Origin of the sequence: Akkermansia massiliensis (assembly GCF_018847375.1) — a bacterium.
Classification (GTDB): Bacteria; Verrucomicrobiota; Verrucomicrobiia; order Verrucomicrobiales; family Akkermansiaceae; genus Akkermansia; species Akkermansia massiliensis.
Map to the genome: position 1 here is coordinate 1788557 of NZ_CP072036.1, position 25616 is coordinate 1814172.

A 25616-nucleotide genomic window follows, 5' to 3' on the forward strand; every position below is an offset into this window, starting at 1 on the left:
ATTGCCATAAAAGGAAGCCCGTTGCAAGACGGCAGGGGTACCGTTTTTCCTGGCTGTTCCTGACGTACCGGAAGCTTGAGTTTTTCCGGGTGCGGCAGTAGTCTGGCCGCCGTCATGATTGCGGGGGGAAAAAGTCACGGAAGACCGGAGCCGCGGGTATGCGGCCTGGGGCTGGCTTCCGGCTTTGGCATGGGGGCGGCAGCCCATCTCACCGGAGTGAGGGAAGGGCGCAGCGTGCTGAAGCCGTTGAGGGAACTGTGGGGAGCGGGGCATCCGTGGGGCGATGTTTTGAGCGGGTGGATTCCGGACAGGAAGCTTTTATGCAGCCGCAGGAACGGCCCTGCCTCCCAGTTGGCACTGCTGCTGGCGCGGCAGGCCGTGGAGGAAGCCGGTTGGGGAGAGGAAGAATTGAAGGATGCGGCCCTGATTGTGGGCAGTTCTCGCGGGAACGCCTCCGGCTGGCTGAGCCCGTGGCCCGGACGGCGGTCCATGAAGATTCTGGCCGTTCCCAATTCCCTGCACAGTGAGCTTGCCTCCTGCGTCAGCATTGAACTGGGGATTCGCGGGCCTTACCACGTGCTGGCGAGCGGCTGCGCCGCCGGTCTGGATGCCGTGGGCATGGCGGCCATGCTGATGCGTCAGGGAATTGTCAGGAGGGCGCTGGCTATCGGGCTGGATTTGCCCTTGTGCCGGGAGCTGCTGGGGACGTACTGGGCTTCCGGGATGCTTTCCCGCAACGGAATGAATGATCCCTACGGTCCCCATGCCGACGGCATGTGCATTTCCGAGGGAGGGGCGGCCATGGCGCTGGAGTTGTCTTCCGGTCCCGGCATTTACGTGAAGGATTATCTGGTGAATTCAGATGCCTACAGCCCGCTGGGAATGCCGGAGGATGGAAAGAGCATTGCCGCCCTGCTGGATGCCGCCCTGCGGAATTGGGATGGAAGGGTTCCTTTGACCGTCTGCCCCCATGCCAGTGGAACGGCGGGGAATGCCGCTTCCGAGCGGGCCGCTTTAAAACGGGTTTTTGGAACCGGCTTTCCGGATTTAAGGATGATGAAGCCCTGGACGGGTCATGCCATTGGCGGCAGCGGCATTCTGGAACTGGCCCTGATGCTGGCTTTTATCAGGGAGGGGGCTTTGCCACCTAATCCTTTCTGGGTAAGTTCCCCGGCAGGTGCGGCTTGTGTTGCGGAAGAATTGCCTTTGGATGGGAGGCGGATGCTGGTTAAGTCCGCCGCTTCCATGGGCGGCCATAATGTAGTGCTGAGCCTTGACGTGGGCGGCTAACATGTTTCTGGAGCGAGAACGCTTATGAAGAATCCTGGACAGTTTTTATCAGAGTTGAAGTCCGCGGGACTGCTGCGCGTTCTGCGGAATGTGGATTGCCTGCCCGGCGGCATGGCCCGCATGGAGGACGGCCGGGAGGTAGTCAACCTGGCAAGTAATGATTACCTGGGCCTGGCTCATCATCCGGCCCTGGCGGAGGCTTTTTCCCGTGCGGCGCGTGATGGCGGGGCCGGGGCCATGGCTTCCCGCCTGGTCACGGGGACGCGCCGGGCGCATTCCGGTCTGGAGGAGGCCCTGGCTGATCTGAAGGGGACTGAAGCGGCGGTCAGCTTTTCCTCCGGTTACGCAACCTCCCTGGGGGTGATTACCTCCATTGCGGACCGGGAGGATACGGTGCTGATGGACAAGCTGTCCCATGCCAGCCTGATTGACGGGGCGCGGCTGTCCGGTGCCCGCTTGTCCACGTTCCTGCATAACGACATGGAATCATTGAGAAAAAAGCTGGAGCATTTGCGGAGCGCGAATCCTTCCGGCGGAATCCTGGTGGTGACGGAATCCGTTTTCAGCATGGACGGGGACCGCGCGCCTCTTCAGGAAATCGTGCGCCTGAAGGATGAATTCGGCGCTCTGCTGCTGGTGGATGAAGCACACGGATTCGGTGTGCTGGGAGAACACGGGGCGGGATTGGCGGAGGAACTGGGCGTCTCCTCCCGAATAGATTTTCAGATGGGGACCTTGAGCAAGGCCGCCGGGGTGAGCGGCGGTTATGTAGCCTGTTCCCGCGCCTGGGCGGATGTGATGATCAATTCTGCGCGGTCCCTGATCTATTCCACGGCTCCGCCTCCCGCCCTGGCCGCCGCCGCCCTGGCCGCGGTGGAAGTGATCCGGAGTGCAGAAGGGCAGGAACTGCGCCGTCATGTTTCCGTGCTGGCGGATGCCTTGTCCTCCGCGCTGGGAATGCCCGGCAGGCCCGTTTCCTCCATCTTCCCCGTGGTAATGGGAGAGAATGATGCCGCCCTGGCCGCAGCGGGTACGTTGCTGGAACGCGGTTTTCTGGCTCCCGCCATACGTTATCCTACGGTCCCCCGCGGAACGGCCCGTCTGCGCGTTACGGTAACGGCGGCCCATCGGACCGTCCAGATCGGGCGGTTGGGAAAAGCGTTGGCGGAGTTGCTCCACGGATAATAACATAATTACTTGAATAATGATGAAAGCGTTGTCTTCCCATTCCCTTCATTTGGTCCTGAGCCTGTTTTTCCTGCCGATGATCGTGGTGTATGCCGTGACCGGCCTGCTGTACATGGGCGGCGTGGACCAGCACTTCACTTCCCATGTGGAAGTGCATGAGCTGAATGCCGCCGACCAGCCGCCCTATGAGGATTCCTGCAGGGAACTGGAACGCCGCGGAGTAGCATTGCCGGAAGGAAAGGTAAGGCCGTTCAAAGGGAACTACCTCCTGGGTCCTATGACGGATACGCATGTGCTGTTCCTCAGGAAAGGCCATGCCCTCCGGGCGGAAGTGGTGGAGCCCGGCATTTACCCCAATCTGATGCTGGCTCACAAGGGGAAGGCGGGATGGTGGTTTACTGCGTTAGGATACGGGGCGGCTCTTTCCCTGATTATACTGTATGTTACCGGAATTCTGCTGATGTGGAAAAACCGCGGGAAGCGGAAATTAATGCTGGTCAGCGCCTTCTTGGGAACAGCCGCTGTGGTGGTGGGGTATCTGATGCTTTGAGGCGTGGAATGACAGCCGGATGTCCGGAATGGCAGAGCTTGCATCTTGACAGGAATGCTCCCTTCCAGTAAGGGAAGGGATGAAGGTTCCAAAGGGAATTTTCACTGAACTCCATAGAATAACACGATGATGAATGCTCCTGATTCTTCTCCCCCTCCGTCCTGCTGCAGCGGTTCCCCTTCCTGCACGGCTGCTTTGGTCCTCGGCATTATTGCCCTGGTGCTGGCGTTGATCGGATTTTTCCCGTGCCTGGGCTGGATTACCCTGATTCCTGCGGCTCTGCTGGCCATTATTGCCCTCATCATGAGTATTGTGGCTGTGAGCAAGGGCTCTCCCAAGGGCGCTCTTGTTGTCGCCATTATTGCGTTGGCGGCATCTGCCGCAGCAGGCATTGTCCAGGCATGGATGGCCAGCGCGACCGTGACTTACATGGAACAGCACCAGGATTATGTGGAAAAGAAGGCGCAGGAGATCCAGAAAGAGCTTCAACAGATGGAGCAGCAGAACCAGGAGCAATTGAAAAGACTCAGGGAGGCGGAGGATTCCTCCCCCGCTGATGAAACGGGTTCCCAGGACCTGTAGTTTCTGAAACGCTTTCAAGGGAGCACGGCGATGAATTGCATGCGCTCTGCGTGGCGTTCATGCTGCAATAGCTGGATGATCAGGAAAGTGTGGCTGCCTGCATGGGCCATCCTGTCCTTCCTGTTGTTGGCGCCGTCCCTCATGGCCCTGACAGTCAGTCCTGCCGGGATGAATTCACTGGCGGCTTCCGTGGCCGTGCCGCACCGGGAATGCCCTTTGTGCGGCATGACGCGCGGGTATGTGGAAATGGCCCGCGGGAATATACGTGCCGCATGGGAGAGGAACCGGGGCGCTCCGGTCTGGTTTATGGCTGGGCTGCTCAATGGAGGAGCTGCCGTGTTTTATCTGGCATGGTGTTGGCGGAGGAGGGCAGGCTTGGGGAAGAAAAATGGTCTTCCGGGATGAAAAAACAGCAGGCGGAAAGGGAAAAACAACTTCCTAACCGGTGCAGGGCCATGGATGTGTCATGCGTTTTTTGTCATACTGGCGATGTTCTGAAGAAGGTATGCAACTAGGGAAGCAGTATGATTGACCATGCAATCATGGTATTTATTTTTAGCGCATTGAGAAGCGTTCGGCCTTTGTTTTGACATGAGCCGGGGATGTTGGAACAGGAGAGAGCCGTTAAGGGGCAACAAGGAGGTTCCTTGACAGATTTTACACGCTTTCTTTAACATTAGAGCGTTTCCGTGTCTGGAAATCCAATGAAAAAATGAAAGATGAACAAAATAAACTACTCGGATCCCCGCCGTTCCGTCCCCGATACCGTTTCAACCATTCTTGCATTGGTTCTGGGTATTGTAGGATTGATTCTCGCGTTGCTCGCCTTTCTTCCATGTCTGGGGTGGGTAGCAATTGTCCCCGGCCTTCTCTGTGCCATTCTGGCTATTATTCTGGGAGCGGTAGCGGTAAAGAGGAGTGATGACAGGACGTATGGTTCTGCCAGGGGCGCGCTGACTTGCGGGTGTGTCGGCCTGGTGATCATTATTGGAGCGATCATTTATCAGGGCATGATTCTGGCGCCTGTGATGAAACAGGCGGATGCCCATACGGAGGAATTCACATGGACGGCTTGCAGCGCTGTGAGGGAGGCGCGGAAGGAAATGCACCCCAACGCATGCGAGGCGGTGGACCGTGTTATCTCTTTGATCGACCATCCGGAGGAAAGAAAAGAGACGGTGACGGAGAGGTTCCTGGAGGTAGCGCCACCGGCTCCAAGGGGCGCTACTGCCGTACTGGAAGGCCCGGTGCCTTCTGTTTCCGGTAAATGAGGCGGTAAAATCTTTGAAGGCAGGGCACCCGGTGTTCGTTTACCGGCTGTTTCTTCTGTTATGGAAATCCTGCCGGCAGGGCGGTTTGAAGGGGATTGCATGTCCATTTAAACCGCCCTTCTTTATGCACGCGGCAAAGAGGCTTTGGCTGGCGGAAACGTACGGGGCGGAGAAGGGCCTTTTTATGGGATTCAGCATATTGAGTCTTCCGTGCGGATGAGAGGAAAGAGATAATTTGACAGGAGGGGAGCATGAAATGGATGCAGTTGCAGACTTTTTCCGGCAGTTTGAACGGCTGGTTGGAGAAGAGGGTATCTCCTGCTTGTGATAATGTCCATATCGGTGGAAATGGGGCCGGGTATTCATTTTCTTTTCTTGCCGAGGGGCAACGCGGAGGAAGGGCCGGAAGAAACGCATGAGAGGAAAAAACAGACTCATTCCTGCCACCGTGAAAATGCCTCAATTTATTTGAAACCAATGTACTAGGCCCGTTAAAACAGCGTGCATTCATACAGGGGAATAATGAAGGTTGGAACTGATGCAACGCATCATTTCATTACAACTCAACGATTATCTGTATGAATGAATCCATATCAAATTCTCCGCAGCCTGATCCTATGGAGCAGCCGGGAATCATCTTTTTCATTCCCTGCAAGGCAAACAACGCTCCTCTGCTGGTGGAAGCTGTACAGGGCATCCGCCGTGCCGTTCCGGAAGCGTCTGTCATTATTCTGGACGATGACCGGGCACGCTGCCCCCAAACCGTCAGGGAAGTGCTGAGGAACATGTCCGTGGAATGGAAAGTGCTGAAGAAAACTGATACGTCCTCCGAACATGCGGCCGCTATTCTGGCTCTGATGGCTCAGGCTGTGCGCCATGAACATGATGTGCTGGTGCGCACCAAGCCGGACAATCTCATTCTCCATGCCGGTTTTTTAAGGGAATTTGCCCGTTCCGAAGCGGGATTATCCGGAACCTGTCTTCGGTCCGGCCTGCTGTGCAATGAACTTTATGCCCTGAAGCCTGCTGTGCTTCGGGCCATTCTCCAGCATCTGGAGCAATCCTCCTCCGTGATGAAATGTCCGGAGGGCGCCGTCATCCTGGGAGCGTTTACCGCCCTGTTCCCGGATGGGGCCCCACTCCTCGCCAGGGCATGGACGCGAGGAACCGGAGGCCCCCTGTGGGGGCATTACAACTGGACGACCTTTCCGTCTGTGGAATCCCTGGCGGACATGGACATGATCTCCATGAGCCGGCGTTATCAGGACAAGGTGGCGCGCCGCGCCCGCATCTCCGTCATGAGATGCCTGCGGAACGCCATCTGTAACCGTCCTGTTTCCGTGGACCGTCAACCTGCCGCCTGAACCTGACCCAAAGCATCTGCCGGGAATGGGGCCGGGGAAATTCCATGGCGGCGTTTTCCCTTATTCCCGGCAGGTGCCTCAACGACAATAAAACAATGAAAGAAATTGATAATCAGTTATCCACTCCGGAACAATCCGGAGGAATGCCCAGCCATCCCGTTGCATTCGTTTCCAATGATGAACCGTCTCCGATGCCGTGGCCCAATACGTGGTACCCTGTCACTCCCATAGGGCCGGAGACGGAATACCCGTGCCCGTGTTCCGAGGGCGACTCCGGTACGGGAAGTACGGACAACAACAGCGTGGCCTTCTCCATAGAATTCGGACGCTTTCCCAAGTGGCCGGAATTGAGTGGAGGCCGCCTGATGCTGAACCTGAACATGATGGATGCCGGGTTATGCTGGGGGACCGCTTTCCAGTACGAGCACATTTCCCAGCGCCGTCTGGAAGTGGCTGAAACCCTCAATGCATCCATCAGCCGCCCGGAAGAGCCGGAAGACGTTTCCCGGGCGGTGGTGAAGACTGAAAAAGGATTTCCGCGTTATTACAGCTTTGCCTCTCCAAATGTTTCTGGGGCAGAGGTTCTTGGCGGTACCCAGATGTTCAAGGACAGGATGCGGCGCGTTGTGGTGGATGGCGTTTCCTATCTGGAAGAAGTTCAGGAAAGCGGCATGACCATGCGCTTCCGCCCCAATTCCGCCTTATTTGATCATATCGTGACGCCGCGCGGCGTGAAAATCACCTTTGCTGAACTGGCCGCGGAGCTTCAGGTAGTCAGGCAGGATGTCTCGGACGAACCCGGCAGTGAGGTGGAAACCTTCAATTCCCTTTCCCTGTTCATGCTGAAGCAGGTGTGGAACAAGACGGACGGCTTGTTGGATCTAAGCAATGTTCAGAGCATTAGATGGTATGCCCCCGCAGACGTGACGGGGCGGCATAACAATGGCACGTATATCATTCGCAAAGGAGCTGTTCCCATCAAGACATGGAAGCTGTCCTGGACGTTCGCAGATACGGAGACGATGGTCGCCAGGGCTGTGGATGAAGAAAATCCGGAAGTGACCCAGATGCTATTGCAGACATTCCGTATTGAAGAACCGGGAGGTTTTATCAGTGAATGGCGCGCGGGCCTTTACCCGGACGATCTGACCCTGGTGAAAGGAGAGGGGGATGACGCCATCAGCATCGTCACCAGATGCCTTCCGGCGTCCGGCCATGAAAACCTGGTTGCCAAGGATATTAACGGACAGGCCATGGTGGCGGGAGGGTACTACACGGACAAGAAGGAAAAATTCAAGTATGTATACAGCGGCGTGGCCGGAACCGAGCATGCCGTGTTGTGTTCCGCAGAAAAGGAAGTATACCAGCGCCGTTTGTACGGGGACGTCCTTATCTCCCGCACGGAAGGATATGGAACCCCGCTGGAAAGAACATGGACGTACGGATACGGCAGCGATCCGTCTTCCTCCAATTACGGCAAACGCATCAGGGAAACGCGCCCTGACGGTTCCGTAGTGGAGATGGAGTATGATTCCAACGGGAACGTGATTCAACGGACGGAGCCGTGGTATGGGGATATTTCTATGAGAACTTCTTATGCGTACTCTGACCAGAAATTTAATGATCGCCGTCCTATCATGGAACATGTCATGTTAACCAAGGGCGGCATTTTCCATACACTGGAGCAAACTACGTATTCTTATACGGAACAAAACGGTGTTTACTCTGAGAATGTAAGAAAAACTTTTTTAGGGCAACAGTGGGAAGACTATTACGGACAGAGTTGGTATTCCAACCATCCGGATTGTCCCTATGCCAATGGCCGCCTGAAAGGTAAATGGGAAATTAACGGTCCTGAACCTTCATTTGCCTACAGTCTGTGTTCAGAATATGGTGCTGCGTGGAAATGTGAAGAAACTCTGCAGATGTATGATACTCCTTTTCCTGGTCAGTCTACCCGGATAGTACACTATTACGCGGAAAACGGGGATGAAGTTGCTACTGATCATCAAGTGGATGTCGAAGGTGAAGGGTTTGTCTCCATTGACCTGCGCCGGATGTCTTACGATGCTTCCCATCGTGTCATTAGGACGGATTATGCCAATGGCCTTTATTCCCTGGCGGAGTGGGGGTGCGCAGGGCCTTTGTGGGAAACGGATATCCGGGGTTTGCAAACCCGGTATATCTACGATGGAGCCAAGCGCCTGATACGGGTAGAACGGGATGCCGCACTTCCCGTACAGGACTGGAATGATATGGAAATGACAGGAACATGCCCGAATTCTATTCAGGAAATGACTTATGACGGCGCAGGCAATACATTATCGGTCACCAACTCCATTGGAGATAAAGTTACTACAATTTCCATGGGGTACGACATCTTAGGGCGTATGGCGTTTAAAACGGATGATATGGGAAGAACCGCCCAATATTCTTATTCACAGGATGGTTTGGCAACCACGGAAGTGACTCCTTCCGGGGCTACCCTGATAACCCGGAGATTTGCTTCAGGTCTTGTGACAGGGGAAACCGGTACGGGACAAGCCAGCAAATATTATTCATACGACATGGATGAGACGGGAGTAATCAAGAGCATCCGGTTAAATTCCAGTACGAATCCTGTGGTGGAAGAAATTTTGGAAAATGGGAAAGGACAAATTTTGCAAATACGTTGTCCTTCGCCTTCTGATCCTTCTTCCAGGGAAGTTCTTTATGAGGCCTCCTATGAGCTTTTTGGAAAAGTGAGTTATGAACGTAAAGGAAATTCCTGGCCTATTATTTATATTTATGACAATCTGTTGCAAACATTATCCGTCCGAATGCGTACCAAAGATGGTACCGAGAGTGGAGCCTTGAGTAAATATTCTTTCCATATCTCTTATAAAAAATTGTCGGAATTGCCGGCTGGACTTCCCGTGGATGTAGAAGGTCTCGTATTTCGTGAAGAAAGGGCGGCATGTTTTGTCGGGCAGATAGAGGAGGCAAAGGAATACCGGTACGAACTCGTCTCTCGAACGAATACCTCTTTGGCTTTCCTTGATTCGTTGACATTGTACAAGGATGCTTACGGCCGCTGGTCTTGGGAAAAGGTTTATAATGAGAGCGGCAATATACGCGTACTGAATGGGCGTGAAGGTTGTGACGCGGAAACCGAAGAAATCAGCTTGAACGGTGATTTGGTGCGCCTGACAGAAATGGATGGAACCACAACCCAATACTGCCGTATATATGGTACAGGAGGAGATACCCTCACCATCCGGGATTCTCGCGGAAAGGATACGGTGATTCTTAGTGATGCTGCTGGTCGTGAGATAAAACGAACGGATCAAGATGGAAAAGTAACTACTACTTCATATGATGCCATGACGGGGCAGCCTTCTTGTGTTACAACGCCGGACGGCAAGCAAATGTGGTATATCTATGATTTCCGGGGGCGCTTGGTTCGGCGGTATGGCACGGCCGTCCAGCCCATGAAATGGGAGTATGATGAGCAGGATCATATTGTGGCCCTGCATACGTACCGTTCTTCGGGGAAAATATTGGATACGGTTCCTTCTTCCGGTTCGGATGTGACATGCTGGCATTATGATCCTGCGACCGGAGTTTTATTGGAAAAAGTTTATGCTGATGGCTCCAAAACGTTGTATACGTATGATAAGTGGTGGCGTCTCGTAACCCGCGCGCAAGCTCGGGGTATAGTAACTACTTATGAATATGATTCTGTCACAGGTCAGGTGGCGCTCATCACCCACAGTGATGGGACTCCTTCCGTATCCATTGACTATGATGCCATGGAACGCATTTCAACTATTCATGACGCTTCCGGTACCCGGAATATGACTTATACGGGTCTGGAAGATATAGCTTCGGAAACTACTTCCGGAATGACGGAGAGCATACTCTCCTTCCAGCGTGACAGCATGGGACGTCCGTCAGGCCATGTTTTGTCGCTGAATGAAAAAACGGTACAGCAGGTCGAACTCGAATATGATGCTGATGAGCGTCTCGCTACGGCTTCGCTCAATGGCTCGTCTTTCGCGTATGGATATGATACTGCGGCGGGCTGGCTCAATAGCCTATCATATCCAAACGGGTTGGTGAAGAGGACGACATTCCATGCCAATCTGCCGTTGCCAGTATCTCTGACTTATGTAAAGGGTTCTTCTGCCACCCCGGACCTTAAACATGTCTATACTTGGGACAGCATGAGGCGTCCTTCCGTGCGGGAAGATTATGTAGGTTCAACGGCTCTTTCACGCCGCCATACGTATGATTACAATGCACGAGGAGAATTGACGGGAGACACCATGAATGCGGGAGGTTCCTTTAGCTATGCCTATGACAACATCGGCAACCGAATTTCCAGTATTTATGAGGGCAATAATCTGAATCAGCATACTGCAGTGGCACATTCCGGAACGGTTTTTACTCCTGCGTATGACGTGGATGGAAACCAGACCAGGGTGAACACATCCACGGGAACATGGTCTGTCCAGTATAACGCGGATAATAGGCCTGTTATTTTTTCGCAGGGAAACAGAAAAGTGGAATGCGTGTATGACTATCTTGGGAGACGTGTGGAAAAAGTGGAATATGATGGAAATGCCTTGACCAAGCGTACCAGATTCGTGTATATGGGATACTTAATGGTAGCAAGCATGGACTGCACGCAAAATACCTCCAATCCGTCCTTGGTGGCTACGTGGTTCTGGGATCCTGCGGAATCGGAGTCGACACGAGTACTGGCAATGTGTACGCACAACGCGGACAAGAGCGTGGCCACCACCCGGTATGTAGCGCACGATCTGCTCAAGAGCATAAGCGCTCTGTTCGACTCCTCGGGAAACCGTCAGGCGAAGTTTGAATATACGCCCTACGGAGAAACCTTGAGTTCGGAAGGAATTAAGGCTGCGTCTATGCCATTCCTTTATTCCTGCGAGTACCATGACGAAGACTTAGGTTTGATTTACTACAATTACCGCCATTACAATCCCCAAGATGGTCGCTGGATATCCAGAGATCCGATTGGAGAAAAAGGTGGTGTCCATTTATATGGATTTGTAAAAAATAATCCTGTATCAATTAGTGAGTATCTAGGTCTGTCTTTTTCTTCCAGAGAAGAACGGTATGGAGATGGTTGCGTTTTAACACAGGACCCTAGTGATATTACAGTGACTGAGGAGTTTGCTGGTACACGGGAAACCGAAAGATATGTACGTAAAGTATCTGAAGCAGTAATTGAAAAGCACACTAAACGTCCTAAACTTGTAAAAACCGCAGTTAAAGGATTAGATGCTTTAGGGATGTCTTTCACTACAGCGGCACCCTTTTTGCTTTCTTTGCAGGTGAACGTAAAAGTAGAATTTACATGTAGGTGTAAATGCAAGTGTGAAGGTTGGTTAAAAAATGCGCTGTATGGAGAAGCAATTGCTCCAATGACAGGTTCATTTACAATTAATAGCAGAACCTTTGGTAACGGGAATCCATATACTGACGGATTGGGATCTATCAACAAGATACCAAAAAAAGAGGAAATTGAAGAAAAGAAACAAGAAGAATTCAATAAGCTTTTTTCGTCAAAATTAAAAGAATGTGAAGAGAAATGTAAAAAGTTAAGATAAACTAGCATGAAATGTAATATAAGTAAATATTTTTTATGGAGTGCAATAGGGGTGCTTTTCGCTGCAAATATTGTTTGGAGTATAATTTTTCTTTCAACCCAGAATTCTGTATGTGATCCGGAACAGGATGATATACAAATGTGTCAGGAACAAATAGACCGACTTTCCTATATTATTTCATTATCTGCTGAAATGGCAGTATTGAGGAAAGAAAAGGGTGATATGAAGGATATTGAAATTCTCTTACGGCAAATTGTAGATCAGATAACTGCTAATGTCATAGCAAATTCCATCTATGAATTTGATGGAAAAAGCTTAGTGAAATTTGACTTAATGAATAAAATATTTAAAGGATTAGTAGATGCCGGCTTGATTGATTCGGAAATATTGCAAAGTCCATTAGGCATTTATGAAGATTCAAAAAATCATAAAATAATACATAACTTGTATTCTTTCAATGGTAATACTGTTAAAAAAACTATGACGGTGGATGAATGTAAAAATTTTCAGAAATGGTTTTATGATAAAATAGTGAATCAAGTTGATAAGGATTAGTTTTTATTGACTTTACATCATTTAATGAGGTTGTTTTATCAAATTAAAGCAACCTCATTTTTTTAATATCTAAGAGTAACACTGAATGTAGAAATGATCCAAGCTATGGCAATGCAATTTCGCTATTCCTGTGAATACTGTAACGAGAATTTGGGCTTAATATACTACATTAACTAATATATTGATTCTACTGTGTTATTTGATTACTGGCACTCATTTCAGTTCATCTATAGGTTTTGATGTTTTTAGTTATCCGTAATATCAGCATCTCAGCAGATAGTACAGATGTGCTAGACAGCAATAAAAAGGAGCGATGGGACAAGACGTACAAATGTACTTAGGTAGATCATTTGGGATTTAAAGACTAACGCAGATGGGATCCCTCAAGAGAGACAAATAGACTAAAGTAGCTACACGCTAGGGGAATTGGAAAATATAAATCCTTCTAAATTTGTAGAAAATTCCTCTTCTTCTTGAAGTAAGTTTCTCGTATTTAAGAGAATAACTGGTTATCGGCCGGATGAATCGACAATACAAAATATGAAATTCGAAGGTTGATTTTCAGAAAAGAAATAACGGTCAATATGCCGGGAAAATTATGCAAGGTCAGATTCAACGGAGCAATATATTGATGCAGTCGTAGATGCCGTTCTTAATATGTATAAGGATAAAAGTAAAATTACTGTTGATAAAAGAGATTGCGATATCATATCTTTATCTAAGTTTTTAATATAAAGTAAATTATACGCCGAGGTACATATGTGCCTCGGTTTTTGTTCATAGGGAGCTCAGTTGATGGGAACGAGCATGGATTGCATGTCCTACACCTCCAATTCATTTTTATTAGGCAGACAGCTTTGGAGCTTTCTGAACTGGGGGTAAAGCGGGGTTTGGGGTGCAAGGTACAACGCGAACAGAGAAGAAAAGCAAGTGGTTCCTAATGTTATTCCAGGGGCTACGGGTTATTGGCCATTGTGTCAGGATAGACTATCAATGCTATTGGAAGAGAGGGAGATGAGTATCAATTCCCTTTTTAATGATGTTGCCTTTTGAGGAGAGCTGTTTTTGTCCTATTGCCTGTGGTCTTGTGTATGGGATGGTATATATGGACTTCATGGAAGGATTGGTTTCGCTGGCATGGGGCCGATACTTGAAGCGTTTCTTCCGGGGAGCGAATCGTGTGTGAAGATTGAGGGCTATTCACGGAAAGCCTGTTTGGTTCTTGAAAAGCGAAGAGGCTTTCGCCGTCTGTTTTTAAAATGGTTTGAGGTTCTTTCTGCTTGTTAGGAAGGAATGTTTTTTTACTTTGGGTGAAAGTGGCGGGGAATAGAAAAAGCAGCTTGACCTGCCTTCTCCGATTGACTATAGGGAGGGGCCAAGTGGAAGCTCCCTTAGAAAGCTCTCTTGAGACCGTCTATAAAGGATTGCCGGTTTTTTAAATGCCGGGAGGGGGAAGAAAGGTCTGCTGCACAGGATTCTTCATGAACGCCAGAAGCGTTCTGGATATGGAATATTTTGATTTTTTCTTTATTGCATAGTTTTCTAATATTGCTTTTTTTGATGAAGTTGTGCTGTTTTCTAACATTTTTATTCTAGGCCCGTTTGATTTTATATATATAGTTTTTGGATATTGTATGAATATTTGCATGTCCATCTATAGATCAATCGAATTGCGGAAGAATACATCCGGAAGTTATAAGGTCAGACTAACCATTGACCGGGGGAGCAAGTTCTGCGGCGCCAGGAAGTCGCTCGGTCTTGGCACCCATCAGGAGGATTGTGCGTTAAGGCGCGCCTACCTGATGCGGTGCTTATTGTTCCATATGGGATGGTTTCCCGGTGGAAAGATTGCCGTCAGGAATTCCGCGGAATGCGGTATTAAGGAGGTTGTGTGGGACAGCATGGACTGCATCGGAGATTCCGGAATGTTCAGGCTCACCGGAAGGGGCTGCCGCGTCGCCACGGATGAAACGATGGTCATCTGGTTTCAAACGAATGGAGATGAGGCAGTGCAGTGTCTTCGTTTGCTTATTTCCGGATGGAGAATAGATGACCGGGCGGGTGACCTGAGGGTTTTGATTCAGGGATTACAGCATTGCGCCTCGGAACAGCGCCAGCATCCCTGCCGGATTTTGAATATTGAAATCGGGTCCGGTTCCATGATGGCAGCGCGGGACGAGTGTGTATTGAAGGGCTAGGGAGCTGGACCGTTCCGGTTAAGTCGATTTTCAAGAGGGTTTTCTGAACGGTCGGAATTGCTTTTAACAAATAACGAATAAGAACATATGGATTGTTTTGAAGAACGGCGGCAGGTTCTCCTGCAGGAGCTGGCCGCCCTGTCCGGGGAGGGGGCTCTGTACGGTTTTTTAATGCGCCAGGGGAAACAGTTGCCGCCCTTTGCGGAGGAATGGAAAACGGAAGCCTGCCTTCTGCGGGGATGCCAGTACCGGGTATGGCTGCGGCTGGAGCTTGCAGGCGGTCTGGTGCGGATTGATGCCGATAGCGATTCTCTCATCAGCCGAGGTTTGATGGCTCTGTGGGTGCGTCTGTTTTCCGGACTGAGGCCGGGAGAAGTGCTGGCCGCAAAGACGGATTTCCTTCATCAGGGTGTTCTTGGCGGCTGGCTGATTCCTTCCCGGGCGAATGCCTTGGGCAATATGGCCTCCAGAATCAAGTTGGGCGTGCTGCGGTTGAAGCAGGAGGCGCGGAAGGAGGCCGCAGTGTCTGGTTCTCCTTCTTCCCTGCCGGAGCTTTCCTTGGAGCCTGTTGAACAAGGCCCGTTGCGGCAGATGGAGATGTCCGGCAGTTCCTGTCATGATGATCGCAAACAGGAAAAAGAATTCCAGCGATAGAGTTATTGATGATGAAAAAGAAAGCAAGCATTCACGTTCATTTGTTCGTTTATTCGGGAGACGCCGCCCTGGTCGGGGAGAATCTGCTGTGTGTCCGGCATGCCCTCCCCGGAGCCCATTTGGTCGTGATTGACGACGGGCGCCATCCTTGCCCGGATGAGGTGAAGGCGCAGGCGGAGGAACTGGGGGCGGAATGGCGCGTGTCCTTTTGGGAAAGAGGCGGCAATTTGAGGGGGAAGGCCTGTATTGAAGGGATGCTGGGGGAGATGCTCCGGAGCATGGACGATGAAGGGGATACCCTGGTGAAGATAGATGCGGATACGGTGATGGTGTCGGGAGATGATTTGCTGCGTTTTGCCGACCGGAGGGAGATGGTGTTCTGGGGCAGCGGTTCCGTGGAACAGCGTGTTTACGGCTGCCTGTATGCCTTGAAGGCGTATGCGGCCGTAAAAATCCGGGAGTATGTTCGCAGGCTGGAGCTGCTGCCGGACGCGCCGGAAGATATTGTGATAGGCACCAGCGCTTTTAATTTATATCCTGGAGAGGAACGGCACATGGTTTATGCTCCCTTTGGTCCGGACGCGCCGGACAGCGGGTGGACGGCGTATTACTGGGGACGTTATCCGGAGGTGAAGGGTTACCAGCGTTTCACCATGGTGACGACGGGCAATCCTCCTCCGCAGCCGCTGGACAAGCGTCACCGTTTGCCCGTCATGAAGAATTTACGGCAGATGGCGGATATCCGGCGGCGTCTGACGGGCGCCGGGCACGGTTTATAGGAAGGGATTTCTGTCTTGCCGTTGGCGTGGTTCCGGATGCAGGAAGCTCTTTGAATGAAAAACCCCCGGATGGAAAAACTTCCATCCGGGGGTTTGTGTTTAAAGATTCCGGTTATTTTTTAGCGGGCAGTTTCACCTGGATGTGAATGTCGCGCAATTGCCGCTCTTCCGCAGCGGCGGGGGAGTCGCTCATCAGGTCCGCTCCGCGATTGTTTTTCGGGAACGCGATGACTTCACGGATGGATTCCGCGTTGCAGATCATCATGACCAGGCGGTCCAGGCCCAGCGCAAGGCCGCCGTGGGGCGGAGCGCCGAAGCTGAAGGCGTCCAGGATGTGGCCGAATTGTTCGCGGGCCTGTTCCTCCGTGACGCCGAGCGCCTTGAACATGGCGGATTGCAAGTCGCGTTCATGGATTCGGATGGAGCCGCCGCCCAGTTCCGTCCCGTTGAGCACCACGTCGTAAGCCTGGGCGCGCAGGTCTGAGGAGAGTTCTCCCTTGAGCAGTTTTTCCTCGTCTTCCTTGACGGGGCGGGTGAAGGGGTGATGGATGGCCACCCAGCGCTGTTCTTCCTCATCCCAGCCCACCAGCGGGAATTCGATGACCCACAGGAAGTCGCGTTCCGTGTTGTCCTTAAGCAGTTCCATGAATTCGGCGCATTGCAGACGCACGCGGCCCAGGATATCGCAGGAGGGTTCCCACGGACCGGCCGCAAAGAGAACGAGGTCTCCGGTTTCAATGTTGAGGGCTTCCGTGAGTTTTTGCTTTTCTTCGTCGGAAAGGAATTTGGAGATGGGGCTTCTCCAGTCTTCCTCGCGCACCTTGATGTAGGCCAGGCCCTTGGCTCCGGCTTCCACGGCGGTTTTCGTCAGGGCGTCGATTTGTCCGACGGAGGCGGAGCCGAACCCCTTGGCGTTGATGGCCTTGACCACGCCTCCATTGCTTACGGCGGAGGCGAATACCTTGAACCCGCTGTTTTCAAAGATGGAGGAGACGTCCGTCAGCTTCATGCCGAAGCGGCGTTCCGGCTTGTCGGAGCCGTACTGGTCCATGGCCTCCCTCCACGTCATGCGGGGGAAGGGGGTGGGAATGTCCACGTCCAGGGATTCCTTGTACACGCGCTTGAGCAGGCCTTCCACCAGGTTGTAGATGTCTTCCGGCGTGATGAAGGAGGCTTCAATGTCCACCTGGGTGAATTCCAGCTGGCGGTCCGCACGCAGGTCTTCGTCACGGAAGCAGCGGGCGATCTGGAAGTAGCGTTCCATGCCGGCTACCATGAGCAATTGCTTGTACTGTTGCGGGGCCTGGGGGAGGGCATAGAATTTGCCGGGTGCCAGGCGGGAGGGGACCAGGAAGTCGCGCGCGCCTTCAGGCGTGGATTTGGAAAGGATGGGCGTTTCAATTTCCAGGAAGCCGTGTTCATCCAGATAGTCGCGCGTGGTCTTGGTCACGCGGTGGCGTATCTGCATGTTGCGGACCATGGACGGGCGGCGCAGGTCCAGAAAGCGGTACTTGAGGCGCAGGTCTTCATTGGAGAGGGCCCGGTCCAGCTGGAAGGGGAGCACGTCCGCCTTGTTGATGACGTTCAGGGTGTCCGCGGAGACTTCAATTTCCCCGGTCGGAAGGTCCGCATTGGTGGTGTCCACCGTGTCCGTTTTCAGGCGCGCAGCCACGGTGCCGGATATCTGGATCATGTCTTCGGAGCGGAGCTGCTGGGAGGCCTTCGCCACGTCCTGGTTGACTTCCGGGTGAAAGACTACCTGCGTGATGCCGGAGCGGTCGCGCAAGTCGATAAATATGACGCCGCCGTGGTCACGGACGGAATCTACCCAGCCGATGAGGGTGGTCGGCTTGCCGATGTTCGCAGCGCGCAATTCGCTGCAGGTATGAGTGCGGTATGAGTTCATCTTTGTTGAAAATGGAAGGGAGGAAGGAACGTATCAATCACGGCCGGTCAGGGAGGCCAGGGCGTCAAACAGGTTCTCCATGGCGACAGTGGAGGAGGAGCGCGCATGCAGGTCGCGCAGTTCCAGGGCAGGGAATTCGTCTCCCACAATCAGGGCCGCGCGCGCGCCGGATTTGACGGCTTTCTGGAGCTGGCCGTTGATTTTGGTGAGTGTGAGGGGAAGGTCCACGCTGTACCCCTGGTCCCGGAGGGCGGAGGCGATGGAGAGCATTTCCGCGCGGCGGTTTTCGGAGGCCTGCACCATGAAGACGTCGCATCCCGCGGCGGCCAGCGCCGCATCCTTCAGCGCCTTGGCATGGGGGGTCTGGTCAATGAGGTGGGTGATGACGGCATCCCCCATGGCAAACCCGGTGGCCGGCATGTCCACCGCATTGTTGGAGAGGGCGCCTACCAGCGTATCGTAGCGGCCACCGCCAGCCACGGCGCGCAGGCTGCGCTGCGTGTCAAAGATTTCAAAGACCAGCCCGGTGTAGTAGGCCAGGCCGCGCACCACGGAGAGGTCCAGCCTGACGTAGCCGTCCAGTCCGCGGGCTTCCAGGTCTTTCAGCAGGATGTCATAGCGTTCGGAGGCTCCGGCGGGAGGGTTCTCAATGAAGGCCATCAGGTCGCTGCGGCTGATGTGGAAGGCGTCCAGCTTGCGCTGGCATTCTTCCGGGCGGTCTCGTTCAAATTTGTCCACAATGCCCAGGAAGGCGGGAATGTCCTGCTCCTGCACGCCGTGTTCCGCGGCAAACCTGATCCAGGCTTCGCGGTCGGAGACGCGTACGATGAAGTCGTTCTGCGTAAAGCCCAGCTCCCTCATGCAGTCGATGGCCAGGGCAATCAGTTCGGAGTCCGCCCACGCGGAGCCTTCCCCAAGAATGTCCGCATTGAATTGGTAGAATTCGCGCAGGCGTCCTTTCTGCGGTTTTTCGTAACGGAAGCAGGAGCCGATTTCAAACCACTTGAGCGGCTTGGTGTATTCCCGCTGGCAGGCGGCGGCGATGCGGCCCAGGGAGGCGGTGAGTTCCGGACGGATGGTGATGTCCCTGTCTCCCTGGTCCGTAAAGCGGAAGAGCTGGGTGGGCAGTTCGCCCCCGCTCTTTTTAAGGTAAAGCTCCGTGGCTTCCACGGTCGGGCCTTCCCATTCCAGGAATCCATAGCGGTGCGCCACCCTCTTCCATGCGTTAAAGAGATAGTTGCGCACGGCGCAGTCCGCCGGTGCAAAATCACGGAATCCGGGAAGTGGTTGAAAGCGAGCGTCTGGCATAACCTGGGAAAAAGGATGTTGTCTGAGGACGAAACAGTTTACAGAATTCCCATGCCTTGGCAAGTCCACATGCTTACGATGAAGGAATTTCAACGGAAGGCCGTTTATCGGAATATGCCTCCTCAACGACCATGATTGTTTTTATTTTTCTCTCTTCCGGCGGAGAACCTTTCCGGGAGGACGGCGTTCTGCCTCCATACCCGGAATCCTTTATAGGAGGTGGGGCCATGTGGCGTGGAAAGCTTTATATGATATTAAAGTTTTCAGAGTTGAAGTTGCTGTAGAATCTGCCCTGCGTGGCGGTAAACCGCAAAACGCAATAATCCGGGTCGGTCACTCCCTCCGGGTAGTACATGGTGTCACCCTCCCTCCAAATCATTTCCTTATAGATTCTGTCCTCCAGCACTTCCATGGAGCCGAGAAGCATGACGCCTCTGAAGAATCTCCGGTCACAAAAGTAAATGCAGGCTTTCGGGTTGTCTTGATATTGCCTTGCGCGCATGGAGGAGGTGTTGGTGGTGAAGTAGAAGACCTTGATGCCTTTCCTTTTCCGGGGCGGCAGCATGGCTTTCGTATTCGGATAGCCCTGTTCATCAATAGAGCTGATGAATGCCACTTTCTGATGGTCAATGAGATTTCCGACTGTTGCTTCCGCGTTTTTCATTGCTGTTTTCCTGATTGGGATGGTAGGCCAGAAGAGCTGCATTGTAAACTTGTCTTATTTATTCGGACTGTTTCTTTAAACGGTTTTTCCGGGAATTGTTTGATAGCGTATTCTGCCCCGGGATGTCCGGGCCTGAAATGCGGTTCAAGGGGAGTTTGACCTTGCCGTCTCCAGGATATGACGTAGGATAAATGAGATTTTTTCTCTTTTTTGGAATCTAATATCAGTATTGATTATGTGTAAAGAATGCGGATGCGGAGGTGAGCACACCCATGAAAGTCACGGCCACGGCATGGACGTCCATGTTCCTGTGTTGGACGCCAATGACCGGCTGGCAGAGCGCAACAGAGGTTTTTTCGCAGCAAAGAACCTTCTGGTTATCAATGTTTTTTCTTCACCCGGGTCCGGCAAGACCTCTCTGCTGCAGAAGACGGCGGAGATGCTCCGCGGCCGTGTGCGCATGGGGGTGATCGTGGGGGATCTGGCGACGGATAATGATGCGGAACGCCTGAGCCGTGCGGATATTCCCGTGGTGCAGATTACGACGGGCACCATGTGTCATCTGGACGCCCGCATGATTGCAGAAGCCATGAAGAAGATGCCTTTGAACGATCTTGACGTTCTGATTATTGAGAACGTGGGCAATCTGGTTTGCCCGGCTTCCTATGATCTGGGGGAAGGCATGCGCGTGGTGTTGCTTTCCGTGACGGAAGGGGAGGACAAGCCGTTGAAGTATCCTCCCATGTTCCATTCCGCGGATGTGGCCCTGGTGACCAAGTCCGATCTGGCGGATGCCGTGGATTTTGACCGGGACGCCGCCCTGGCCGCCCTGAACAAGGTAGCCCATCATGCGCACGTGATTGAGTTGTCCTCCAAGACCGGAGAGGGAATGGACGCGTGGTGCGACGAGATTGTGGAACGCGCGCGCCGCGTCCGGGAAGGCAGGATCCAGCACCATGGCCATCACCACCATTGAACAGGCCGCTGCGGCGTTGAAGTTTGAGATAGCCGGCATCGTCCAGGGGGTCGGTTTCCGTCCCCATGTGTACCGTTTGGCTGTGCGGCACGGATTGAAGGGGTTCGTGCGCAATACGGAGTCCGGCGTGGAAATCCATGTGGAGGGGAAGCCCGGCGCTCCGGAACGTTTTTTTGCCGCGCTGATGGATACTTTGCCGGAGCACGCCCGCGTGTATGGCGTGGAGCAGACCGTGTGCGAGCCTGCCGGGTTTGAAGAGTTCCGCATTGTGGAAAGCGATTCTACTCCCGGCGGCGTTCCGATGATGCTGCCGGACCTGGCCCCGTGTCCGGAGTGCCTGAAGGAGATGCGCGACCCCGCCTCCCGACGGTATCATTACCCGTTTACCAATTGCACGCACTGCGGCCCCCGCTATTCCATTATTGAGGAGATGCCGTATGACCGTGCGGGCACCAGCATGAAGAAGTTCCAGATGTGCCCGGAGTGCCTGAGGGAGTACCGGGATGTGGAGGACAGGCGTTTCCATGCCCAGCCCATAGGCTGCCCGTCGTGCGGTCCTTCCATGAAGGTGCTGTTTTCAGACGGTTCCGAACTGGGGTTCGGCCACGGGTTTGACACTCCCGCGGAACAGGTGGCGTGGGTGCTGGCGGACGGCCTGATCGTGGCTCTGCTGGGCGTGGGCGGCTTTCAACTGCTGGCGGACGCTTCTTCGGAAGCCGCCGTCAGGCGTCTCCGCAGGCTGAAGGAGCGGGATGCCAAGCCCTTTGCCGTGATGGTGCCGGATGTGGACGCGGCGGGGAAGCTGTGCCGTTTGTCGGAGGAGGAGAAGCGCCTGCTGGCTTCTCCGGCGGCCCCCATCGTACTGGCTCCCGGAAGGAAGGATGTGGACCTGGCTCCTTCCGTGTGCATGTTCAGCCGTTTTGTGGGGGTGATGCTTCCGTCCTCCCCCCTTCATGCCCTGCTGATGGATGTATGGAGAAAGCCCCTGGTGGTGACCAGCGGCAATCTGAGCGGGGAGCCCCTGTGCATTTCCGTGGAGGAAGGCTTGCAGAAACTGGGCCATGTGGCGGATGTGTTTTTTGTGCATGACCGTCCGGTCGTGCGGCCCGTGGATGATTCCGTGGTCCGCGTCATGGACGGAAGGGCCATGATGGTGCGCCGTGCCCGCGGGTATGCTCCGCGGCCCGTGTGGCGCACGTCTGCAGAAGCTCCCGACGTTCTTGCGCTGGGCTCCGGGTTGAAGAATACCGTTTGCTGGCTGAAGAACGGCGTGGCCGTCATGAGCCAGCATCTGGGCGATCTTGACAGCGCGGCTTCCCTGAACGCGTTTGAACGGACGGTGGAGACGCTGGGGCGCACGCTGGGTGCTGTGCCGCAGGTGATTGCCGTGGACGCCCATCCGGACGGCCCGTCGTTTACCCTGGGCAGGCGTCTGGCGCGGGCATGGAATGTGGAAGTCGTTCCGGTGCAGCATCATCAGGCCCATGTTCTGGCCTGTGCCGTGGAGAATGAGACGCCGTTGCCCGCCCTGGGCGCGGCCTGGGACGGCACGGGATTCGGCACGGACGGGACGGTATGGGGCGGAGAGTTTTTTGTGATGGAGGAGGAAGGCGCTCCCCGCAGAGTGGCGCGGCTCAGGCCGTTTTTGCTGCCCGGGGGGGATGAAGCGGTCCGGGAACCTGCCCGGTGCGCCTGTTCCCTGGCGCGGCAGATGGCGCCGTGGCGCACGGATGGGCTTGAACAACGTCTGCAGGGTGGAATGACCTTGCAGAAGCGGGAAGCCCTGGAGGCGATGATGGCCCGTAATATTCAAGCTCCCGCCACTTCATCCATGGGGCGCCTGTTTGACGCCATGGCTTTCTGGTGCGGCTTTGACGGCGTGGCGGGATGCGAAGGGCATGCCGCCATGATGCTGGAGTCATGGGCTGCGGCGGTTTCCGGGGAAGAAATGCCGGGGGAACCGTATGAATGGGTCATGCATGAGGAGGGCGGCCTGCTGGAACTGGATTGGCGCCCGATGCTGAAAGCCGTGGACGATGACCTGCTGAGAGGCGTTTCCCGCGGCTGCATCGCCCGCAAGTTTCATGAGAGCCTGGTGAACCTGGCTTTTGACGTGGCGGAGCGTTTCTCACTGGACAGGCTGGTGCTGGGCGGCGGATGTTTTCAGAATGCCTTTTTGCTTGAAGGCCTGGCGGGAATGGCACAGTCTAGAAGGTGCCAGTTGTCCCTGCCGCAGCGGGTGCCGTGCAATGACGGGGGAATTTCCCTGGGGCAGGCTGCGGCAGTCGTGCGCCAATGGAAAGGATAATAATATGTGTTTGGCTGTTCCCGGAAAGATCGTGAGCATTAATGAGACGGACCCGCTGTTCAGGCTGGGAGTGGTTGATTTCGGCGGCGTGACCCGTGAAGTGAACCTGGCCTGCGTGCCGGAGGCCGTCCTGGGGGATTACGTTATTGTTCATGTAGGGATGGCCCTGAGCGTGCTGGATGAGAAGACCGCGCTTCAAACCCGTAGGGAAATGCGGGAGATCGTGGAGAATACCGATCCCGTGTAAGGGGAGGGTCGTTTGCCGGATTGAACATTTTTAATGGCTTATGCAGGAGGAAGTTCAGCAGTTGCTTGAGGAGCTGCGCCATGCCGTGACGCGTCCGTGGACGGTGATGGAGGTGTGCGGGGGACAGACGCATGCGATTGCCTCCCTGGGGCTTGAGGAGCTGCTTCCTCCTGGGCTTCGTCTGATTCACGGCCCCGGCTGTCCGGTTTGCGTTACGTCGGTGGATTTGATTGACCAGGCCGTGGAGTTGAGCCTGCGGCCCGGCGTGGTTTTGTGCAGCTACGGGGATATGATGCGGGTGCCAGGCTCCAGCGGAGATTTGTTTTCCGCCAAGGCTCGCGGCGGGGACGTGCTTTTGATGTATTCACCGCTGGAAGCGGTTGCTTTCGCCGGGAGCCATCCGGAAGCGGAAGTGGTATTTTTCGCCGTAGGATTTGAGACGACTGCTCCGGCCACGGCTCTTGCCATGCAGCAGGCCCGCGCGCTGGGTTACGCCAATTTTTCCGTGCTCTGTGCCCATGTGCAGGTTCCCCCCGCACTGGAATGGCTGATGGATCAGGACGAGGGAAGGCCGGACGCCTTTCTGGCCCCCGGCCATGTCTGCGCCATCATGGGGGAGGGGGATTACGGCCGTTTGGCCGCTCGTTACCGGACGCCCATGGCGGTGACGGGGTTTGAGGCTCCGGACCTGCTCCGCGGCATCCTGATGTGCGTCCGCCAGTTGGAGAACGGGGATTGCACGGTGCAGAATGCCTACGGGCGCTATGTGAAGCCGGAGGGGAACAGGGCGGCGCAGGAAAGGATGAAAGAGGTTTTTGAGCCGGAAGACCGCCATTGGCGCGGCCTGGGCCTGATTCCCGGCGGCGGCATGAGGCTGCGCCGGGAGTGGGAGGACATGGATGCCGCCCTGCGTTTCGGATGCGGAAAAAGCGCCCATGGCGCGGATGAAGCTTCCGGATGCCTGGCCGGCCAGGTGCTGAGGGGGCTGATTCGTCCTGCGGAGTGCCCGTTTTTCGGCACGTCCTGTACGCCGCTGGCTCCCCTGGGCGCGCCCATGGTGTCCGGGGAAGGGGCCTGCGCCGCCTATTACCGTTATAAAAGAAGTTGATTCCATGTTTGAATGTCCTGTTCCGGAACCTGTTTCCGACCGTATCCAGATGGCCCACGGCGGCGGAGGCCGTCTGATGAATGACCTGATCCGTTCCGTCTTTCTGAACGCATTCGGCACTCCCTCCGGCGGCGTGCAGAATGATGCGGCCGTTCTGGATTTTCCGCCGGGGCGGCTGGCGATGACCACGGATAGCTTTGTGGTGCAGCCTCTGGAGTTTCCGGGAGGGAGCATCGGTTCCCTGGCGGTGCACGGCACGGTGAATGATCTCGCCATGAGCGGCGCGGACCCGTTGTACTTGACGGCAGGCTTTATCCTGGAAGAAGGGCTTCCGCTGGAGGCGCTGAACCGCGTGGTGCAGGATATGGCGGCGGCGGCGCGCGCGGCGGGCGTCCGCATCGTGACGGGAGATACAAAAGTGGTGGAGCGCGGAAAGGGTGACGGCGTTTATATTAATACCGCCGGGGCGGGCGTGGTGCGCCATGGGTTGGAAATCAGCCCTTCTTCCGTCCGTCCGGGGGATTCCGTGCTGGTCAGCGGTGATCTGGGGAGGCACGGCATGACGATCATGAGCCTGCGGGCCGGGTTGTCCTTCGGGGAGGGACTGGAGAGTGATTCCGCCCCGCTGCATGAATCCGTGGCTGCCGTCGTCCGGGCCGGAATCCCCGTGCATTGCCTGCGTGACGTGACCCGTGGCGGGTTAACCGCCACGCTCTCGGAAATTGCGGAGTCCTCCGGCCTGACGGTGAAACTGGATGAAGTGTCCATTCCCGTGCGGGAGGATGTCAGAGCAGCCTGCGGCCTGCTGGGGCTGGACCCTCTTCAAGTGGCCTGTGAAGGCCGTTATCTGGCTATTCTTCCCCGGGAGCATGAGGAAGAGGCCCTGCGCCTGATGCGCGGCTGCGGCGTGTCCGCCGGGGCCTGCGCCATAGGCCGTGTGGAAGAGTTTGGAACGGCGCCCCTGCTGATGACGGGGCAGCTGGGGGTGGAACGGGTGCTGGGCATGCCTTCCGGGATGCAGCTGCCCCGCATTTGCTGATGCTTCCC

At 54.6% G+C, this 25616-nt stretch carries 21 protein-coding genes; 17 read left to right on the forward strand and 4 right to left on the reverse strand.

Annotated elements, in window-relative coordinates; all coding sequences use genetic code 11:
- The first annotated feature begins 75 nt into the window (after positions 1-75).
- From J5W70_RS07480 to J5W70_RS07495, 4 genes are all read left to right on the forward strand, one after another.
- Positions 76-1290, forward strand: coding sequence for a beta-ketoacyl synthase N-terminal-like domain-containing protein (locus J5W70_RS07480; RefSeq protein ID WP_146019549.1), 1215 nt, complete (start codon positions 76-78; stop codon positions 1288-1290).
- A 24-nt stretch (positions 1291-1314) separates the two neighbouring features.
- Positions 1315-2475, forward strand: a complete 1161-nt coding sequence (locus J5W70_RS07485; RefSeq protein ID WP_022396263.1) for an aminotransferase class I/II-fold pyridoxal phosphate-dependent enzyme — start codon at positions 1315-1317, stop codon at positions 2473-2475.
- Positions 2476-2494: 19 nt separating this feature from the next.
- Positions 2495-3028 (forward strand): hypothetical protein, encoded by a 534-nt coding sequence (locus tag J5W70_RS07490; RefSeq protein ID WP_022396262.1) that lies wholly within the window; start codon positions 2495-2497, stop codon positions 3026-3028.
- A 126-nt stretch (positions 3029-3154) separates the two neighbouring features.
- Positions 3155-3610 carry a hypothetical protein gene (locus J5W70_RS07495; RefSeq protein WP_215832688.1) on the forward strand — a complete coding sequence of 152 codons (456 nt, stop codon included), beginning with the start codon at positions 3155-3157 and terminating at the stop codon, positions 3608-3610.
- Between the two features lie 14 nt (positions 3611-3624).
- Here the strand turns inward: J5W70_RS07495 and J5W70_RS07500 are convergent, their stop codons facing one another.
- Positions 3625-3837: a hypothetical protein gene (locus J5W70_RS07500; RefSeq protein ID WP_022396260.1), complete on the reverse strand. Its 213-nt coding sequence runs from the start codon at positions 3835-3837 to the stop codon at positions 3625-3627.
- Between the two features lie 19 nt (positions 3838-3856).
- Between J5W70_RS07500 and J5W70_RS13010 the strand changes: the two genes are divergently transcribed.
- From J5W70_RS13010 to J5W70_RS07540, 8 genes are all read left to right on the forward strand, one after another.
- Positions 3857-4015 carry a hypothetical protein gene (locus tag J5W70_RS13010; RefSeq protein WP_417001680.1) on the forward strand — a complete coding sequence of 53 codons (159 nt, stop codon included), beginning with the start codon at positions 3857-3859 and terminating at the stop codon, positions 4013-4015.
- Between the two features lie 314 nt (positions 4016-4329).
- Positions 4330-4881: a hypothetical protein gene (locus J5W70_RS07510; RefSeq protein WP_022396259.1), complete on the forward strand. Its 552-nt coding sequence runs from the start codon at positions 4330-4332 to the stop codon at positions 4879-4881.
- A 578-nt stretch (positions 4882-5459) separates the two neighbouring features.
- On the forward strand, positions 5460-6245 hold the full coding sequence (locus J5W70_RS07515) for a hypothetical protein (protein ID WP_102731705.1): 786 nt from the start codon (positions 5460-5462) through the stop codon (positions 6243-6245).
- A 95-nt stretch (positions 6246-6340) separates the two neighbouring features.
- Positions 6341-11866, forward strand: a complete 5526-nt coding sequence (locus tag J5W70_RS07520; protein WP_180973705.1) for an RHS repeat domain-containing protein — start codon at positions 6341-6343, stop codon at positions 11864-11866.
- A gap of 6 nt (positions 11867-11872) precedes the next feature.
- Entirely contained in the window at positions 11873-12421 is a 549-nt protein-coding gene (locus J5W70_RS07525; protein WP_022396256.1) for a hypothetical protein, read from the forward strand.
- Between the two features lie 1901 nt (positions 12422-14322).
- Positions 14323-14619, forward strand: coding sequence for a hypothetical protein (locus tag J5W70_RS07530; RefSeq protein ID WP_146019552.1), 297 nt, complete (start codon positions 14323-14325; stop codon positions 14617-14619).
- A gap of 87 nt (positions 14620-14706) precedes the next feature.
- Positions 14707-15273 carry a SufE family protein gene (locus J5W70_RS07535; RefSeq protein ID WP_022396254.1) on the forward strand — a complete coding sequence of 189 codons (567 nt, stop codon included), beginning with the start codon at positions 14707-14709 and terminating at the stop codon, positions 15271-15273.
- Between the two features lie 8 nt (positions 15274-15281).
- Positions 15282-16052, forward strand: coding sequence for a glycosyltransferase family 2 protein (locus J5W70_RS07540; protein ID WP_022396253.1), 771 nt, complete (start codon positions 15282-15284; stop codon positions 16050-16052).
- A 112-nt stretch (positions 16053-16164) separates the two neighbouring features.
- Here J5W70_RS07540 and aspS read toward each other — a convergent pair whose 3' ends face one another.
- The 3 genes from aspS to J5W70_RS07555 all read right to left on the reverse strand — a co-directional run bounded on the left by aspS (position 16165) and on the right by J5W70_RS07555 (position 19930).
- Positions 16165-17958 carry an aspartate--tRNA ligase gene (aspS, locus tag J5W70_RS07545; protein ID WP_022396252.1) on the reverse strand — a complete coding sequence of 598 codons (1794 nt, stop codon included), beginning with the start codon at positions 17956-17958 and terminating at the stop codon, positions 16165-16167.
- 33 nt (positions 17959-17991) lie between these two features.
- Entirely contained in the window at positions 17992-19266 is a 1275-nt protein-coding gene (gene hisS, locus J5W70_RS07550; RefSeq protein ID WP_022396251.1) for a histidine--tRNA ligase, read from the reverse strand.
- Between the two features lie 244 nt (positions 19267-19510).
- Positions 19511-19930, reverse strand: a complete 420-nt coding sequence (locus tag J5W70_RS07555) for a pyridoxamine 5'-phosphate oxidase family protein (protein ID WP_022396250.1) — start codon at positions 19928-19930, stop codon at positions 19511-19513.
- Positions 19931-20222: 292 nt separating this feature from the next.
- Here J5W70_RS07555 and hypB point away from each other — a divergent pair, with 292 nt between their 5' ends.
- Genes hypB through hypE form a run of 5 tightly spaced genes read left to right on the forward strand, consistent with a single transcriptional unit; the run spans position 20223 to position 25608 of the window.
- Complete coding sequence (gene hypB, locus J5W70_RS07560; protein WP_240454295.1) at positions 20223-20906, forward strand: hydrogenase nickel incorporation protein HypB; 684 nt, start codon at positions 20223-20225, stop codon at positions 20904-20906.
- Entirely contained in the window at positions 20887-23214 is a 2328-nt protein-coding gene (gene hypF / locus J5W70_RS07565; RefSeq protein ID WP_022396248.1) for a carbamoyltransferase HypF, read from the forward strand. Before hypB ends, hypF begins: the two co-directional genes overlap by 20 nt.
- Before the next feature lie 4 nt (positions 23215-23218).
- Complete coding sequence (locus J5W70_RS07570) at positions 23219-23461, forward strand: HypC/HybG/HupF family hydrogenase formation chaperone (protein WP_102720978.1); 243 nt, start codon at positions 23219-23221, stop codon at positions 23459-23461.
- A gap of 40 nt (positions 23462-23501) precedes the next feature.
- Positions 23502-24569, forward strand: coding sequence for a hydrogenase formation protein HypD (hypD, locus tag J5W70_RS07575; protein ID WP_022396246.1), 1068 nt, complete (start codon positions 23502-23504; stop codon positions 24567-24569).
- Between the two features lie 4 nt (positions 24570-24573).
- Positions 24574-25608: a hydrogenase expression/formation protein HypE gene (gene hypE / locus J5W70_RS07580; protein WP_022396245.1), complete on the forward strand. Its 1035-nt coding sequence runs from the start codon at positions 24574-24576 to the stop codon at positions 25606-25608.
- Positions 25609-25616: the final 8 nt, after the last annotated feature.